Origin of the sequence: Antrihabitans stalagmiti (assembly GCF_016482825.1) — a bacterium.
Lineage (GTDB): Bacteria > Actinomycetota > Actinomycetes > Mycobacteriales > Mycobacteriaceae > Antrihabitans > Antrihabitans stalagmiti.
In genome coordinates this window covers 325,389-341,939 of sequence record NZ_JAEMNV010000004.1, presented here as the reverse complement: position 1 = coordinate 341,939, position 16,551 = coordinate 325,389, and the positions used below count along the sequence as shown (strand labels likewise).

At 64.0% G+C, this 16,551-nt stretch carries 18 protein-coding genes; 10 read left to right on the top strand and 8 right to left on the bottom strand.

Features of this window, described 5'->3' with window-relative positions:
- Positions 1 to 5: 5 nt before the first annotated feature.
- Positions 6 to 1,040, bottom strand: a complete 1,035-nt coding sequence (locus JGU71_RS14530; protein ID WP_199704857.1) for an aspartate-semialdehyde dehydrogenase — start codon at positions 1,038 to 1,040, stop codon at positions 6 to 8.
- 8 nt (positions 1,041 to 1,048) lie between these two features.
- The gene (locus JGU71_RS14525; RefSeq protein ID WP_199704856.1) at positions 1,049 to 2,314 is read right to left on the bottom strand and encodes an aspartate kinase; all 1,266 of its coding nucleotides are present in this window, start codon (positions 2,312 to 2,314) and stop codon (positions 1,049 to 1,051) included.
- Positions 2,315 to 2,462: 148 nt separating this feature from the next.
- Here JGU71_RS14525 and JGU71_RS14520 point away from each other — a divergent pair, with 148 nt between their 5' ends.
- The 3 genes from JGU71_RS14520 to JGU71_RS14510 are packed head-to-tail and all read left to right on the top strand — an operon-like array spanning position 2,463 to position 5,117.
- Positions 2,463 to 3,023, top strand: a complete 561-nt coding sequence (locus JGU71_RS14520) for a winged helix-turn-helix domain-containing protein (RefSeq protein ID WP_199704855.1) — start codon at positions 2,463 to 2,465, stop codon at positions 3,021 to 3,023.
- A complete protein-coding gene (locus JGU71_RS14515; RefSeq protein WP_199704854.1) occupies positions 3,016 to 3,861 on the top strand; it encodes an SRPBCC family protein in 846 nt (281 codons plus the stop codon). Before JGU71_RS14520 ends, JGU71_RS14515 begins: the two co-directional genes overlap by 8 nt.
- Before the next feature lie 47 nt (positions 3,862 to 3,908).
- A complete protein-coding gene (locus tag JGU71_RS14510) occupies positions 3,909 to 5,117 on the top strand; it encodes a low temperature requirement protein A (protein ID WP_307829657.1) in 1,209 nt (402 codons plus the stop codon).
- Here the strand turns inward: JGU71_RS14510 and JGU71_RS14505 are convergent.
- From JGU71_RS14505 to JGU71_RS14495, 3 genes are read right to left on the bottom strand one after another with little or no spacing between them, the layout of a single operon-like run.
- Positions 5,111 to 5,473: a DUF8021 domain-containing protein gene (locus JGU71_RS14505; RefSeq protein WP_199704852.1), complete on the bottom strand. Its 363-nt coding sequence runs from the start codon at positions 5,471 to 5,473 to the stop codon at positions 5,111 to 5,113. The two genes, JGU71_RS14510 and JGU71_RS14505, sit on opposite strands and share 7 nt — an antisense overlap.
- A complete protein-coding gene (locus tag JGU71_RS14500) occupies positions 5,470 to 6,270 on the bottom strand; it encodes an ion transporter (protein ID WP_199704851.1) in 801 nt (266 codons plus the stop codon). The genes JGU71_RS14505 and JGU71_RS14500 overlap by 4 nt, the downstream gene beginning before the upstream one ends.
- 46 nt (positions 6,271 to 6,316) lie before the next feature.
- The gene (locus tag JGU71_RS14495; protein ID WP_307829656.1) at positions 6,317 to 7,081 is read right to left on the bottom strand and encodes a TetR family transcriptional regulator; all 765 of its coding nucleotides are present in this window, start codon (positions 7,079 to 7,081) and stop codon (positions 6,317 to 6,319) included.
- A 236-nt stretch (positions 7,082 to 7,317) separates the two neighbouring features.
- On the opposite strand from JGU71_RS14495, the gene leuA reads away from it, so the two are divergent.
- Both leuA and JGU71_RS14485 read left to right on the top strand, forming a co-directional pair.
- The gene (gene leuA, locus JGU71_RS14490) at positions 7,318 to 9,111 is read left to right on the top strand and encodes a 2-isopropylmalate synthase (RefSeq protein WP_199704850.1); all 1,794 of its coding nucleotides are present in this window, start codon (positions 7,318 to 7,320) and stop codon (positions 9,109 to 9,111) included.
- Between the two features lie 172 nt (positions 9,112 to 9,283).
- Positions 9,284 to 10,759, top strand: coding sequence for a MinD/ParA family ATP-binding protein (locus tag JGU71_RS14485; RefSeq protein ID WP_307829655.1), 1,476 nt, complete (start codon positions 9,284 to 9,286; stop codon positions 10,757 to 10,759).
- Here the strand turns inward: JGU71_RS14485 and JGU71_RS14480 are convergent, their stop codons facing one another.
- On the bottom strand, positions 10,760 to 11,659 hold the full coding sequence (locus tag JGU71_RS14480; RefSeq protein ID WP_199704849.1) for a LysR family transcriptional regulator: 900 nt from the start codon (positions 11,657 to 11,659) through the stop codon (positions 10,760 to 10,762).
- Between the two features lie 151 nt (positions 11,660 to 11,810).
- On the opposite strand from JGU71_RS14480, the gene JGU71_RS14475 reads away from it, so the two are divergent.
- The 5 genes from JGU71_RS14475 to JGU71_RS14455 are packed head-to-tail and all read left to right on the top strand — an operon-like array spanning position 11,811 to position 15,408.
- On the top strand, positions 11,811 to 12,815 hold the full coding sequence (locus JGU71_RS14475; protein WP_199704848.1) for an EamA family transporter: 1,005 nt from the start codon (positions 11,811 to 11,813) through the stop codon (positions 12,813 to 12,815).
- Positions 12,802 to 14,058: a Mur ligase family protein gene (locus tag JGU71_RS14470; RefSeq protein ID WP_199704847.1), complete on the top strand. Its 1,257-nt coding sequence runs from the start codon at positions 12,802 to 12,804 to the stop codon at positions 14,056 to 14,058. Before JGU71_RS14475 ends, JGU71_RS14470 begins: the two co-directional genes overlap by 14 nt.
- Complete coding sequence (locus tag JGU71_RS14465) at positions 14,051 to 14,770, top strand: type 1 glutamine amidotransferase (protein ID WP_199704846.1); 720 nt, start codon at positions 14,051 to 14,053, stop codon at positions 14,768 to 14,770. Before JGU71_RS14470 ends, JGU71_RS14465 begins: the two co-directional genes overlap by 8 nt.
- 3 nt (positions 14,771 to 14,773) lie before the next feature.
- Positions 14,774 to 15,091, top strand: coding sequence for a hypothetical protein (locus JGU71_RS14460; RefSeq protein WP_199704845.1), 318 nt, complete (start codon positions 14,774 to 14,776; stop codon positions 15,089 to 15,091).
- A gap of 56 nt (positions 15,092 to 15,147) precedes the next feature.
- On the top strand, positions 15,148 to 15,408 hold the full coding sequence (locus tag JGU71_RS14455; protein WP_233529210.1) for a hypothetical protein: 261 nt from the start codon (positions 15,148 to 15,150) through the stop codon (positions 15,406 to 15,408).
- Positions 15,409 to 15,439: 31 nt separating this feature from the next.
- On the opposite strand, the gene recR is transcribed toward JGU71_RS14455, so the two are convergent.
- Both recR and JGU71_RS14445 read right to left on the bottom strand, forming a co-directional pair.
- Positions 15,440 to 16,048 (bottom strand): recombination mediator RecR, encoded by a 609-nt coding sequence (recR, locus tag JGU71_RS14450; protein ID WP_199704844.1) that lies wholly within the window; start codon positions 16,046 to 16,048, stop codon positions 15,440 to 15,442.
- Positions 16,049 to 16,057: 9 nt separating this feature from the next.
- The gene (locus JGU71_RS14445) at positions 16,058 to 16,402 is read right to left on the bottom strand and encodes a YbaB/EbfC family nucleoid-associated protein (RefSeq protein WP_199704843.1); all 345 of its coding nucleotides are present in this window, start codon (positions 16,400 to 16,402) and stop codon (positions 16,058 to 16,060) included.
- Positions 16,403 to 16,551: the final 149 nt, after the last annotated feature.

Genomic DNA, 16,551 nt, shown 5'->3' with positions numbered 1-16,551 from the left:
GAATCTCAGGACTGCGAGAGCAAGACCTCTGCGATTTGAATCGTGTTGAGCGCAGCTCCCTTTCGAAGGTTGTCGCCGGAGACGAACAGCGCGAGGCCACGTCCGTCCGGAACACCCGGATCCTGGCGAATGCGTCCTACGAACGATTCGTCGGCACCTGCGGCCTGCAGCGGAGTCGGCACATCGACCAATTTCACACCGGCAGCAGCGGCGAGCAGTTCTTGCGCGCGCGCAACGGAGAGCGGCCGCTCGAATTCGGCGTTGATCGACAGCGAATGGCCCGTGAAGACCGGAACGCGCACGCAGGTGCCACTGACCAGCAGGTCGGGTAGGCCGAGGATCTTGCGACTCTCGTTGCGTAGCTTCTGATCTTCGTCGGTTTCACCACTGCCGTCGTCGACGATCGAACCCGCCAAGGGGAGCACGTTGAAGGCAATCGGCGCGACGTACTTGTTCGGCGCCGGGAACTCGACGGCACTGCCGTCCTTGACCAACTTCTCCGCGTCGTCGATCACGGCACGAGCCTGCGACGCAAGCTCTTCGACGCCGGCGAGCCCGCTACCCGACACCGCCTGGTAGCTGGACACGATCAGCCGCTTCAGACCTGCCTCGTCGTGCAGCACCTTGAGGACCGGCATTGCCGCCATGGTGGTGCAGTTGGGGTTGGCGATGATGCCCTTGACCAGATTGCGCGTCTGCTCCGGATTGACCTCGCTGACGACCAGCGGCACGTCGGGATCCTTGCGCCATGCCGACGAGTTGTCGATGACGGTCACGCCGGCCGCAGCGAACCGCGGTGCCTGCACACGCGACATGGTCGCGCCCGCCGAGAACAGCGCGATGTCCAGACCGGTCGGGTCCGCCGTCTCGGCGTCCTCGATGACGATGTCGGTGCCGCGCCACGGCAGCGTCTTACCTGCGGACCGCGACGATGCGAAGAACCGCACCTCGTCGGCGGGGAAATTACGTTCTTCGAGAAGTGTGCGCATCACAGCGCCGACCTGACCGGTCGCGCCGACTACGCCTACTCGTAAACCCATAACTGCTACTACCTTCCAGTTCCCGCATGCACGACGGCCTCTTCGTCGCCACCCAGGTCGAATGCTTCGTGCAACGCTCGAACAGCCTCGTCCAATTCCGTATCGCGGCACAGGACCGAAATTCGGATCTCGGAAGTGGAGATCAGGTCGATGTTGATGCCGGCTTCGGCAAGCGCTTCACAGAAGGTTGCCGTCACACCCGGGTGGCTCTTCATGCCTGCTCCGACGAGTGAGACCTTGCCGATGTGATCGTCGTACACGATGTTGGAGAAGCCGATTTCTTCCTGCAGCTTCGTCAACTTCTCCACCGCGAGCGGTCCGTCGGTCTTCGGCAGGGTGAAGGTGATGTCGGTCTTACCGGTCTCGACCTTCGAAATGTTCTGCAGCACCATGTCGATGTTGATGTCCGCGTCGGCGACGGCACGAAAGACCCGTGCCGCGTAGCCGGGCTGGTCCGACAGACCGACCACGGTGACCTTGGCCTCGCTGCGATCGTGCGCAACACCGGTGAGGATGGCTTCTTCCACGGGAATGTCCTCCATCGATCCGTAAACGTAGGTGCCTTGATTGTCCGTGTACGACGACCGGACGTGCACCTTCACGTGGTAGCGGCGGGCGTACTCGACGCACCGCAGGCCGAGCACCTTCGTGCCGCACGCTGCCATCTCGAGCATCTCTTCGAACGAGACACGGTCGAGCTTCTGCGCGTTGGGCGCGATGCGCGGGTCGGCGGTGTAGACGCCGTCGACGTCGCTGTAGATCTCGCACACGTCGGCGTCGAGTGCGGCCGCGAGTGCAACAGCCGTCGTATCCGAACCGCCACGACCGAGCGTCGTGACGTCCTTGCTGTCCTGGCTGACGCCTTGGAAGCCTGCAACGAGAACGATCGACCCTTGATCGAGCGCTGCGCGGACCCGGCCGGGCGTGACGTCGATGATCTTCGCCTTGCCGTGGGCACTTGTCGTGATCACGCCTGCCTGCGAACCGGTGAACGACCGCGCCTGCGCACCGAGCGACGAGATCGCCATCGCGACCAGCGCGCTCGAGATGCGTTCGCCCGAGGTGAGCAGCATGTCCAACTCACGAGCAGGCGGTGATGGGCAGACCTGGGAGGCGAGGTCGAGCAATTCGTCGGTTGTATCCCCCATCGCGGAGACGACGACGACGACATCGTTGCCGGCCTTCTTCGTCTCGACGATCCGTTCAGCGACGCGTCGGATGCGCTCGGCCGATTCGACCGACGATCCCCCGTACTTCTGGACGACGAGAGCCACGCGGATGTACCTCCGAATAAGTGCTGGTAACTGGGTTTCCAGCTTGTGAGCCTACCGAGAACCAGGTCCCGTGTGGCGCTCAGCCCCAGTACGTGCGCCCGATCACCTATTGACAAAACATATTTTTACGTTCAAAGTGGTTTTTGTTATGAGAGACGTCGTGTACTTGGAAAACCTCGAGCAGGCCGAGTCCCTGCTCAAGCCGCAACGCATCGAGGTGCTGCGGCAACTGGCCGAACCCAAGACCTGCACAGAGATCGCGCAGGTACTGGGCCAGACGCCACAGCGGGTCTACTACCAGGTCAAACGCTTGGTGGACGCCGGCCTCGTCGACCAGGTATCCGAACGCAAAGTCCGAGGGATCCACGAGGGGATCTACCAGGCGACAGCCCGGTCCTACTGGCTGTCACCCCGGCTCGTCGGCCGGATCGGCCAGCGCAAAGTCCAAGACGAACTCAGCCTCGGCTACCTGCTCGACCTCATGGAAGACGTGCAAGCCGACGTGGCAGCGCTCGACCGGCGCCGACCGGAACTGCCATCGATCGGAGTATCCGGCGAAATCCGAGTACCAACCGAGCACCGCCAGCAATTCCTCGCGGATTTGCAATCCACCCTGCAAGACCTGTTCACCCGCTACGGCGGCTCCGAAGGCGACGCCTTCAAACTCGCCGTCGCCTGCTACCCCAAAGGAGAAGAGAACGATGACTGAACCGATGATCGTGCGCGCACGAGTTGCGGCGCCCAAGGCAGCAGTCCTACACGCACTGACCGATCCGGATACGTTGCGACGCTGGTTCGCCGAAGAAGTCGAGGTCGAGCTGCCGAGCCGCTACGAATTCTGGGGCCGCTACACACCCGAGGGCGATGCCCCGCACCAAAAACTCACCCACGTCGACGACGACGGTCTCACCTTCACCTGGCTGCTCGACGGCGTCGACACCACCACCTCGATCACCCTCGAAGCCGAAGCCCCTGACACCACGGTCATCGTGCTGTCGCAATCGCACTTCGACGTCCAGGAAATGTTCGAAGGCAAGACGATTCGCGGCGTGCTGCACACCTTCTGGGCGATGTCGCTAGCCAACCTCGTCGACCTGCTGGAGGGTCGCGAGCTCACGATGCGACACGACTTCTCCGATACCGAGTTCCGCGCCGAAACGCTCATCGACGCGACGCCCGCAGCGGTCTACGACTCGCTGATCGACACCGAGAAGGTATCGACGTGGTTCGGCTACCCGATTTCGATCGAGCCATGGGTCGGGGGTCGGTACGCGATGGGCGGCTTCGACGCTCCCTTCCCTCCCGCGAAGATTCTCGAGCTCGAACCGAACCAGAAGGTGACCGTCGACTGGGGTGCTCCCGGCGTCCAGACGTGGGAGCTGGCCGAATCCGACGGCAAGACCCGACTCACGTTCGTCCAGAGCGGTTTCGACACGACCAACCCACCACACGCGTCATGGCTCGGATCGGTTTCGGGGCTCGCGGAACTTCGCCGATTCCACGAACTGACCGACTGGACGCCGATCTGGATCAGCGAATCGGTCTGAGCGGCTTCGCCGCGCGCAGGTGCGCTGCACTCTGGCACGATTGCACCGTGAATACCCCCAAACGTGTACGGGTCCAGGCGTTGTCCGAGCGAGGAACGGTTTCGCAGCTGGAACTGTTCTTCGACCTGGTGTTCGTATTCGCCCTGACCAGGGTTACCGACCTACTCGCCGACAACACCAGCGCCGCCAACGTATTTCGGTCGATACTCGTGCTGGCTGTGCTGTGGTGGAGTTGGGTCGGTTACGCCTGGCTCGGCAACCTCGCGCGCGCCGACGAGGGCATCGTCAAGGTGGCGGTGTTCGCGGCGATGGGCGCCTCGTTCATCATCGCGCTTGCGCTGCCGGAGGCGTTCGACGACCTGCCTGGTGGACTGTCTGGGCCCGTCGTCTTCGCCATCGGCTACTTCGTCGTTCGCGCGGTCCACATCTCGATCTTCTGGGTCATCGGGAAGGACGAACCTCGGTTCCGCAGAACTGTTCTTCGCTGGCTCCCGTCGCTGGCCATCAGCACGACCCTGCTGCTCATCGCGTCGCAGACGACGGGAACCGTGCAGACGCTGCTGTGGGTCGGTGCGCTCGCCGGAGACTACCTCGGCACAGTATTCGCAGGTAACGGCTGGATTCTGCGCTCTGTCACGCACTTTGCAGAACGCCACGGCCTGATTATCATCGTCGCGCTCGGCGAGTCGATCGTCTCGATCGGAATCGGCGTTGTCAGCCTGCCGATCTCCTGGGCGATCATCGTCGCGTCGCTGCTCGGCCTCGCCGTGTCGGCACTGATGTGGTGGGCCTACTTCGATGTCACGGCACTCGCCGTCGAACACGAACTCGACAAGGCGGGCGGCGCACTGCAGATCAAAATTGCGCGAAACAGCTACTCGTTCGCGCATCTGCCGATGATCGTCGGCGTCATCGGTCTGTCGCTCGGCCTCAAGAAGGTTCTCAGCTACGTCGGCGACGACACCGAGCACGACCTGACCGATGCTCTCTACGGAGTCCCGATCTTCACCCTCTTCGGTGGAGTCGCGCTCTACATCGCGGCGCTGGTGTTCTTCAAGTGGTACGCGGTCCGCACGATCGCCGTGTCCCGCGTGGTCACCATCGTCGTGTTGCTTGCGCTCATCCCAGTTGCTGCCGCGCTGCCCGCACTGGCCTCGCTCGGACTACTGACCGCTGTGCTCGCCGTGATGATCGCGTTCGAGACAACCCGATTCGCACAGATGCGGGACGAGATCCGGCATCACGAAGCTCACTGACGTTTCTTCCGGAACGTGATCTTCGCGTCGATCCGGTGAATCAGTAGGTCGGACGACGGAATCACGAAGTCCTCGGTGATACGTACCGTCGCCAACCTGCGCCCGAACAGACCAGCGTCGAGCAGATATTCGGTGTGCACGACATCGCCGTCGACGGCGGCGTCCAGCTTGCGGACACCCATGATCACTCGGTACTGGGGCCCACGGGAAAGGCTGCGCTGCAAGTGCTTACCCGAACGACCGGTCTTGACTCCGACCTCGTAGCGGACCGCGCCTCGCGCAAAGGGAACGGACTTTCCGTCGTGGGAAACGAGTGCGTCGATGTAGCTGCGCGCTACCGCGATCCGGTCGGTCATACCGGTGATTTTGCCCCGCGCTTCGCGGCGTCCTTACCTCGGACAGCCATCTTTATCTGATCGACGTTCTCGCGGATCGCGTCCGACACCAATTCGTCGGTACGAGGGTCCGCCAGCACCTGCAACATGATCCTGAACGTGGTGTCCGTTGCCAGACCGATGATGTCGTCGTGGAACGGAATGAACTTCAGCCGGCCCGCCTGGGGGTCGCGCTTGATCTGCTCGAGGATCATGTTGTCGAGCTCGACCCGATTCTCCTCGAGAGCGCGGGCGATATTGCCCGTGTAGTGCCCGGTCTGCAGTACATCGCCGACCTCGTCGAGAACCGCGACAGTGATCGGACGCTTGATCGCTTCGACGATCGTGCCGACGAACTTGTTGACGATCGCTGCCGTGATCCGCTCACCGAATGCGCGGTCGGCCATACGTCCGAGTCGGGCAAGAACGACGATGATCCGCAACAACCTGAAGGAGCGAAAGGCCGGGTCGGACACGGGGATCATGCCGAGTACCTCGTACCAGTACTTCGCTGGGAAGATCCAGCCCTCGCCCGATTTGCGCCAGCGGTAGGCGAACTCGATCGCGAAGATCGCGCAGACCGCGTAGTCGACGTAGATGACCCAGTGCACGATGTCGGGGTCGACGGTCCAGAAGGTGATCCACCCGAGCAAGACGACCGACACCAGGGCCAACAGCAACATCGCCCAGTCGATCAGCTTGACCGGAGGCTTCCTCGGGTAGGGCCGTAGCGCCTCCGCAGGCTTCTCGAGGGATACCGGCTTCTTCGATCCGCGCATCACCGCTCCTCACGTCGAATTCCGATCGTAGGTGCGGATACCGCAATCAGCTGGCGATCATGCCTGGCTGCCATGCCGTGTCGATGAGATCGCCGAGATCGATGACCGTCGCCGCACGCCCGGCCGGGCTGTCCAGCACGGTGTCGATATAGGTGATCGTCTGCGCGCGAAGCAGGCTGTCGATACGACCGATCTTCAGCACATTGGCAGACATTCGACGCTCGTCCAAGGTGACCGCAATAGCGCTCGGGCGCGGGCGAACGACGTCGATCAACAATTCGAGTGCCCCGTTGACCTGGGGCGCGATCGTAATCGGTACCACGATGCGAGCTGCGACGTTCTTGCGCATACGACCGACGACGATCACGATCTCCAAGCTGACCGGCACCTGCGCATGCAGCGTTCTGTTCGGCCCCTGCACGACTTCGATGGTGCCGACTCGGCCTTGTGCGACTGCCTTTGCGCGTTGTCCTGGACCGACACCGATCGGTCCGATCGAGAATGTCTCGCCCATCAATTCAGCGATGACGGTGCGGATTCGCTCGGGGCTGGCCGCACGGTCGACGAACGAATCGGTGAAGGATTCGGGGACAGAGGTGGGTGCCTCGGCAACTACCGGACGGGTCCCCTGCTGCAGACCCAGCGCAACCCGCAGGTCGTGCATCGAGTCGAAGTGGCGATACATCGAGGTCGGCGTCGTCCCCAGCGCACGCGCGACTTCGCGCAACGAGACGGTCGCCGGGTCGCGGTCGCCCAGCCAGGTACGCGCGGCGTCGACAACGGCCTGCTTGGTTTCGGGATTAGCCTTCACGAATCTGAGTGTACAGGCGTGCACTGAATTCTGGAATGCTTTTGCCGGCGACGATGCCTTCGGTATTGCCTGTCCAGCCCCGCAGGCCCCATGTAGACTTCCGAACTATGCAGCGGCGGCTCCTCCTTGATTGCCGCGGCGGGGTCTGATCCAGACCGGCTTCCCGTCGCGGGGTCCAGTCGCGCCGGTCGATCCATAAGTACGGACGACCCGTCCCCCAAATCTCGGAGTCAGACATGTCACCCGCAGACGCCTTCACTTCCGGTTCGCGCACGATCAATCCGCCGACCCGCCCAGCCCCCGCCGATCAGCCGGCGTGGAACCCTCAGAAGAACTCCTCGATGCCGACATTCCGGTATCGCCCCTTCGCCGAAGAGGTCGAAACGGTCGCAGTTGCCGACCGCACCTGGCCCGACAAGGTCATCGACCGAGCACCGATGTGGTGTGCAGTCGACCTCCGCGACGGCAACCAGGCACTGATCGATCCGATGAGCCCCGCTCGCAAGCGACGGATGTTCGAGCTGCTCGTGCGAATGGGTTACAAGGAAATCGAGGTCGGCTTTCCGTCGGCCAGCCAGACCGATTTCGACTTCGTACGCGAGATCATCGAAGAGAACGCAATCCCCGACGACGTCACCATTCAGGTCCTGACGCAGTGTCGCCCCGAACTGATCGAGCGCACTTTCGTCGCATGCGCCGGCGCGCCGAAGGTGATCGTCCACTTCTACAACTCGACATCGATCCTGCAGCGCCGGGTCGTCTTCCGAGCCGACCGTGACGCCATCAAGAAGATCGCGACCGACGCAGCGCACAAGTGTCTCGCCGAACAAGCCAAGTACCCGGACACCGAGTGGCGTTACGAATACTCGCCCGAGTCCTACACGGGTACCGAACTCTCCTACGCGAGGGACGTCTGCGACGCCGTCACCGAGATCATCGCGCCGACGCCATCGAATCCGATGATCATCAATCTGCCCGCAACGGTCGAGATGGCGACGGCGAACGTCTACGCCGACTCGATCGAGTGGATGAGCCGGAATCTGGCTCGTCGCGAATCGGTCGTCCTGTCGCTGCATCCACACAACGACCGCGGAACTGCCGTTGCCGCAGCCGAATTGGGCTACCAGGCCGGCGCGGACCGTATCGAGGGCTGCCTGTTCGGTAACGGCGAGCGCACCGGAAACGTCTGCCTGGTGACGCTCGGCATGAATCTGTTCTCCCGTGGCGTCGACCCGCAGATCGACTTCTCCAACATCGACGAGATCCGCCGCACGGTCGAATACTGCAACCAACTGCCCGTTCCGGAGCGCCACCCCTACGGTGGCGATCTGGTCTACACCGCTTTCTCGGGAAGCCACCAGGACGCGATCAACAAGGGCCTCGACGCGATGAAGTTCGATGCCGACGCACAGGACGCCGACGTCGACGACATCCTGTGGCAGGTCCCGTATCTGCCGATCGACCCGAAGGACGTCGGCCGCACCTACGAGGCCGTGATCCGCGTGAATTCGCAATCCGGCAAGGGTGGCGTCGCCTACATCATGAAGGCCGACCACGGCCTCGCTCTGCCACGGCGACTGCAGATCGAGTTCTCCCGCGCGATCCAGCAGATCACTGACGGCGAGGGCGGTGAGGTGAGCTCGAAGGAGATGTGGGACGTCTTTGCGAACGAATACCTGCATCGCCTGCTGCCGCTGGAGCGAATTCGTCAGAAGGTCACGGCATCGGAGACCGACGACGGCATCGACTCGATCACCGCGGTGGTGAAGGTCGACGGCAAAGAGCAGGAGATCTCGGGATCCGGCGACGGACCGCTCTCCGCATTTGTGGACGCGCTCGCCAGTATCGGCATCGACGTTCGGGTGCTCGACTATTCGGAGCACGCGATGACGTCGGGCGTCGACTCCCAAGCCGCCGCATACGTCGAGTGCGCGATCGGTGACAAGGTCGTGTGGGGTGTCGGGATCGCGACGTCCATCACGACAGCGTCGCTGCGTGCCGTTGTGTCGGCCGTGAACAGGGCAGTCTGAGCGAAAGCAACGTTCTCGAAGGGAGTCGGCAGCTGCCGGCTCCCTTCTCCGTTTCGCATGCCGAAAAATAGCTGGTCCCACTCGCTCGAATCGCTCCGATTCGCCTGCGAGTGTTAGCCTGGTCGCCGCAATACCAGCACGAACAAACGTGTCACATTCTCGGGGGGAAGCCGTGAGCAACGATTACAGTCCGTCCACGCCGCCGTGGCTGCAGAGCGAACCGCCCAGTAAGCGGAATGGCCACTCCACGCCGGATCGGAGCGAATCCGAAGCTCAGCAACCTTCTGCGCCCCCGGCGCCCACAGCACCCCCGACTCAGCGGCCGGAGCAGTTCCAGCAGAACGAACAGCAGCCGCAGCACCATCCCGAGCAGTACCCGCAAGCTCCCAGCAACTGGCAGCAGAATGGTTTCGGCCCGACTCCGCAGCATGCGGAACAGCAGCAGCCGACGCAGCAGCGGCCGGTCCAGCCGTCCTCCCACCAGTCGTTCGATGCAGGTCAGCTACCGCGTGAGCGAGCCGAGATCAGCTCCGACGGCACCGTCCGACGCGTTCCCTTCCAGGAAGATCGCGTCGCGCAGATGTACCAGGCACCGCCAGAGGGCCAGCAGCAGAACGGCCCCGTCTACAGCTGGGCACCGCCCGCCGCGGCGCAGCAGCCGCCACCGCAGCCTCAGTGGCAGGGCGGTCCCCCGCCGCAGCAGCACGCACCGCAGCCACCTGCGTCGGTCAACGACCTGAGTCTGTTGCGCCGCGCGAAGCGCCCGCCCCGCAGCGGCTGGCGTCTCGCCTTGCACAAGGCATCGGGTAAGTCGATCAACCCGGGCGAATCGCCTGCCGACATTGCGCACCGTGAACTTGTCGACCGCGTCAATCAGCCGGTCCGCGGCGACTACCGAATTGCGATCCTCTCGCTCAAGGGCGGCGTCGGCAAAACGACGACGACCGTCGGTCTCGGCTCGACGTTCTCATCGCTACGTGGCGACCGCGTCATTGCGATCGACGCAAACCCGGACCTGGGGACCCTCGCACATCGGGTTCCGAAGCAGACCAATTCGACGGTACGAAATCTGCTCGACGACAAGAGCATTCACCGCTATTCCGATGTCCGCGCGCATACCTCGCAAGCTCCGAGCCGCCTCGAGGTGCTGGCAAGCGAGCAGGATCCGGCAGTATCGGAAGCCTTCAGCGAGGCCGACTACCGCGCGGCGATCGGCATCTTGCAGTCGTACTACAACATCATCCTGACCGACTGCGGCACCGGCTTGATGCACTCGGCGATGACGGGTGTGCTCGACATGGCGAGTTCGCTCGTACTGGTCACCTCCCCCGCCATCGACGGCGCCCGCAGCGCATCGGCGACGCTGGACTGGCTGGAGCACCACGGCTACGGCAAGCTCGTCGAGCGGACGGTGGTCGTGGTGAATTCCTCGCGTCGCGGTGCAAGCTCGATCGATATCGACCAGTTGCGCAAACTGTTCCTCGATCGCACTCGCGCGGTGCAGGTCATCCCGTTCGACGATCACCTCGCAGAGGGCGCCGAAATCGACCTGGAACTCGTCAGCAAACCGACCCGCCGCGCGTTGCTCGAATTGGCAGCGATGGTTGCCGACGAGTTCGCGTTCACAAGTGCGCGGCAGCCCGAATAACTACCGCGCGGCCTCGACGGCCGCAGCGGCAGCCACGAACGCGTCGAGCACCGCAGCTATCGCGGGTCGCTGATCGGCGTAGCGCCGAGTCGCCAGTTCGTAGCTGCGTCCGGCGCGCACTCCGGTGAACGGAAGCACGACAACATTCGGGTTGCCGACGGCGTGACGAGGCATCAACGCAACCCCGAACCCGGCCGCGACGACTGCTTCGATCACCTTGAAGTCGTTGAGCCGCTGGGTGACTCGTGGCTGCACGCCGGTGACGGCAGCGATCGACAGCAACACGTCGTCGACGGGAAGTCCACCGCGGACGCTGATCCAGTTCTCGTCGACGAGGTCGGTCAGCGCGACCGACGTACCGCTTGCAAGCGGGTGCGTCTTCGCCAGCACGAGGTCGATCGGCTCGCGCAGGATCGTGCGGGAGGCGATTCGATCCGAACTGATAGCTGGCGCACGGTCGTCGCGGTGGGTGAGCACGACGTCGTAGTCGGCGAGCAGTCGCGGTACCGCCGATGACGGCAGGTCTTCGTCACCCGCCTCGATGTCGACGTCCGTTCCTGCCATCGCGGTGAGGACCAGCGGTAGCAGCAGCGAAGCGCCGGAGGGAAACATCGCGACACGCACCCTGCCTCGTGGCGATCCGCGATAGGACTCCATCTCGGCCGCGGCGCGATCCAGGGCCGCCAGCACGTCCTCGGCGCGCAAAACGAGGGCGTTGCCCGCGTCGGTGAGCCGGACGCGGCGCCCGTCCGGCTCCAACAGGGTGACCCCCGCTTCCCGCGCAAGAATCTTGAGTTGCTGCGACACCGCCGATGGCGTCATCGACAAGGCCGCTGCGGTCGCGGCGACGGTGCCACGATCAGCAAGCTCGCGAAGCACGCGCAGCCGCTGTGTGTCCATCGAAAAACCTCCTGAGGCCGCAAGCGGCTCGTGAGTCTTTTCGGAGGGCCCGACCTCCGAAAAGACTCACGAGCGATAACGTAGCGTAGCTACATTATCGCCTAAGTATTATTCGATTGTACTGACGGTTTGCGGCCCGCACGATGGGATCATGACCACCCGCGACCGCCTGCTCGCCCTGACCGTCGTACTGCTCTGGGGTCTCAACTTCCTCGCACTTCGCGCCGGACTCGACCGCTTTCCGCCGTTCTTTTTCGCCGGGCTTCGATTTCTGGTCATCGCCATTCCGGTGGTGCTGTTCGTCCCTCGCCCGAAGGTGCCGCTGAAGTGGCTGCTGCTCTACGGCGCCGGCTTCGGCATCGCGCAGTTCGCGTTCCTGTTCACGGCGATGAATGCAGGTATGCCGACCGGGCTCGCCTCGCTGGTCCTGCAGTCGTCGGCGCCGTTCACCGTCGTCCTCGGTGTGCTGCTCCTCGGTGAGAAGTTCAACAGACGTCAGCTGATCGGCCTCGCAGTTGCGTTGTGCGGGATGGTCGCGATCGGTTGGGACCGCGCGCAGCACGCGACCCTGCTACCCGTGTTCCTGACCTTGCTGGCCGGTCTCGGCTGGGCTTTCGGCAACCTCGGCTCGAGACTGGCCAAGCCCGAGAACCCGATGCGGCTCACGTTGTGGATGACCGTCGTTCCCCCGCTGCCGCTGCTCGCGATCTCGGCAGCCGTCGAAGGACCGACCACCGGTTGGCGCGACCTCGCCAACTCTTTCGACGCGAACGGTTCGATCGGCCTGATCGCGCTCGCCTACATCGTGATCCTCGGCACGATCGCCGGCTCCGGCCTGTGGACCTACCTGATGACGCGCTACCCGGCCGGCATCGTCGCTCCCTTCTCGCTGCTGGTCCCGGTCGTCGGGATCGCCGTTGCCTGGCTCGTTCTCGGCGAACAACCGACCGTCCTCACCGTCATCGGCGGAGTCGTCGTCATCACCGGCGCTATGGCCGCGACACCGCGCTTGCCGAAACCACCGGTCGTTGTCCTAGCCGACCCGGTGCCGGTGCCGGTGCCGGTGCCGGTGCCGGTGCCGGTGCCGAACCCCACACGCGGGTGGCCGACGTCGGCCGCACTACTTGTGCCAAACTCGGCGAATGCTCGATCGTGAAACCAGAAAGCGGATCTCTCCGCGTGGCCGCTTCGCCCTCCGCACCGCACAGGCCGCATCGTGGGCGTCGCAGAAAGCCGGACGTGGCAAAGGCTCCATGATCGGCGGCCTGATCGCACTCAAGATCGACAAGTCGATCATGGGCCAACTCGGCGAAGGTCGGCGCACGGTCGTGGTGACCGGAACGAACGGCAAATCGACGACGACGCGGATGACGGCGGCAGCGCTCGCGACGATCGGCGACGTTGCGACGCAGGCAGACGGCGCGAACATGGACGCAGGCATCGTGGCTGCACTCACCGCCAACCAGACCGCGCGCCTCGCCGCGCTCGAGGTCGACGAACTGCACGTACCGCACGTCTGCGACGCCGTGAAACCCGAGGTGGTCGTGCTTTTGAACCTCAGCCGCGACCAACTCGACCGCGTCGGCGAGATCAACATGATCGAACGCCGACTCCGCGCCGGCCTCGAACGCCATCCGGAAACGACCGTCATCGCCAACTGTGACGACGTCCTGATGACGTCCGCCGCCTACGACGCAGCCAAAGTTGTCTGGGTTGCCGCAGGCGGCGGCTGGGCCAGCGACTCGGTCAGCTGCCCACGGACCGGCGAGCCGATCGTCTGGGACGGCCCGCACTGGCGAAGTACCGGATCCGATTTCGCTCGACCGACTCCCGACTGGTGGCTCGACGACAACAACCTCTACGGTCCGGACGGCCTGACGATTCCGATGCAGCTGACACTGCCGGGTAAGGCGAACCGCGGCAATGCCGCACAGGCAGTCGCGGCAGCAGTCGTCCTCGGCGCGGATCCGGCCGCAGCCGTTGCTGCGGCAGCATCCGTGCAAGAGGTGGCCGGTCGCTACAGCACCGTCCAGGTCGGACCGCACAACGTCCGGATGCTGCTCGCGAAGAATCCCGCAGGTTGGCAAGAGGCGCTGTCGATGATCGATCACTCGGTCGACGGTCTGGTGATCTCCGTGAACGGCCAGGTGCCCGACGGCGAGGATCTGTCGTGGCTGTGGGACGTACGTTTCGAGCACTTCGAAGGCGTTCAGGTGGTCGCATCCGGTGAACGCGCGACCGACCTCGCAGTGCGGTTGACCTACGCCGGTGTCGAGCACACAACCGTGCCGGATCCGGTGCGAGCCATCGCATCCTGTCCCGCGGGCCGCGTCGAGGTGCTCGCCAACTACACCTCGTTCCGCGACCTCAACCGAGCATTGGAGACCGGACGTGGCTGACTCGACCGTTCGTATCGGCCTCGTCCTCCCCGACGTCATGGGCACCTACGGCGATGGCGGCAACGCGCTGATCCTGCGTCAGCGGCTCCGGCTTCGCGGTTACGACGCGGAGGTCGTCGAAATCACCTTGAGCGACCCCGTTCCCGAGTCGTTGGACCTGTATACCCTTGGCGGAGCAGAAGATTCGGCACAACGGCTCGCGACGCGTCATCTGCAGAAATATCCGGGCCTGCAACGCGCCGCCGAACGAGGTACACCGGTCCTCGCCATCTGCGCGGCGATCCAGGTGCTCGGACGCTGGTACGAAACCTCGAGCGGCGAACGAGTCGACGGCGTCGAGATGCTCGATTGCACGACCGCACCGCAGGCGACGCGCTCGATCGGCGAGGTACTCACCAAGCCGACCATCGACGGCCTCACCGCCGCACTGACCGGCTTCGAAAACCATCGCGGCGGAACCTCGTTGGGTCCGTCGGCCGCCGGCCTTGCCCGAGTGACCCACGGGGTGGGGAACGGCGTCGGCGACGGGCTGGAGGGTGTCGTCCAGGGTTCGGTGATCGGCACCTACATGCATGGTCCGGCGTTGGCGCGCAATCCCGAACTCGCCGACCTCCTGCTGAGCCGTGCGCTCGGCGTCGACGAACTTCCGCCTCTCGATCTGCCCGAGGTCGACAAGCTACGCAAAGAACGGCTCGCGGCCGGACGTCGCTGAACGATGGAGGACACCCTCAGATCGACCCTGCTCAAAGTAGGGCTGACGTGTGCGGTCTTCGCGCCCATCGCAGCATTCACAGGACTACTGGCAAGCCTGGAAGTTGGCTTCGACCCGGATTCGGCGACAAATTCCGACTATTCGTTCGCGATCGGCGCACTCGTGATCACGATCGTCACCTACGTCGCTGCAGTCGCCTGCGCAGCGACCGTTGCGCTGAACAAGACGACCGCAGGGCAGCGGGCCGCTCTCGGCATCCTTGTCGCGTTGATCGCTGCACCGGCGCTGCTGGTCGGCTACTGGACCGTCGGTCGGGCCTGACAGCACGGCGAGCGGAGAATCCCCCGCTTCATGATCACGAACGAACACACCCCCGGATGTCCGCAGTGCCGTTGGCGTGCGGTGGTACTACGGGAGGTATGGAATGTCTTTCCTGCCAAACCGGAAGCGATCACTGCCACGGCACACTCATCGTGCACGTCGACGGCATGTTCGGCCGAAACAAGATCGAGTGCACGCAAGAAGACTGCACCGACCGTCTCCTTGCACGACACGGCTTCATAGTCGACTGTCTCGACCTCGCCGGCGGTTGCGGCTGCACTGCCGTGCTTGCCGACTCGGTGCGACGCGCAGGCTGAGCGCCTCGGCTCCGCCTGCACCACCTGTTTCTTACATCGCCCGCCGGCCCGACAACGCGCGCCCGAGGGTCAGCTCGTCGGCGAATTCGAGATCGCCACCCATCGGCAATCCGGACGCGAGCCTCGTCACCGAAAGTCCGGGGAACACGCGCAGCATACGAACCAGGTAGGTGGCCGTCGCTTCGCCTTCGGTGTTCGGATCGGTCGCGATGATGACCTCGGAGACGTCGACGCCGTCGTCCTGATTTCCGATGCGGGCGAGCAACTCTCGGATCCGCAGTTGGTCAGGGCCGATTCCGCTCAGCGGATCGAGTGCACCACCGAGCACGTGATACCTGCCGCGGAACTCTCGCGTACGTTCCACTGCCTGAACATCTTTCGGTTCCTCGACCACGCAGATCATCGTGCGATCGCGACGCGGATCCGAGCAGATGCGGCACATCTCCTTGTCCGACACGGTCCCGCACACGATGCAGAACTGCACGCCGTCGCGCACCTTCTGCAGAGCGCCCTGCAGCCGATCGATCTCGGGTGGCTCCACGGACAGCAGGTGAAAGGCAATGCGCTGTGCGCTCTTCGGGCCGACGCCGGGCAGTTTGCCGAGCTCGTCGATCAGATCCTGAACTGGACCTTCGTACACGCTCGCCCGCTAGAATCCGGGCAGGCCGGGAAGTCCACCGCCGCCGCCGAGAGCGCCCGCGAGTGGGCCGAGTTTACTTTCCGCGACCTGCTGAGCCTGCATGTTCGCATCGGAGATCGCACCGATGACCAGGTCCTGCAAAGTTTCGACGTCGTCGGGATCGACCACTTTCGGATCGATCGTCAGCGCCACCAGCTCACCACTGCCCTTGACCGTCGCAGTGACAAGTCCACCACCGGCCTGACCCGTCACCTCGGTCTCCGCAATCTCTACCTGCGCCGCCATCAGCTGCTGCTGCATCTGCTGCGCCTGCGCCAGAATCTGCGCCATGTCGGGCTGTCCACCTGGTTGCACGATGCCGCTCCCTTTCGTTCAACGGCGGTGCCGTCGTCCATTCACGTCACAATCCAGCGTAGACGTTGCCCAGCCACTGCCGGCGACGCCCGCGCCGGACTACTATCGGAAATGCCGAGTTGGGGTAAACCACTTCCAAAGGCCAAGTC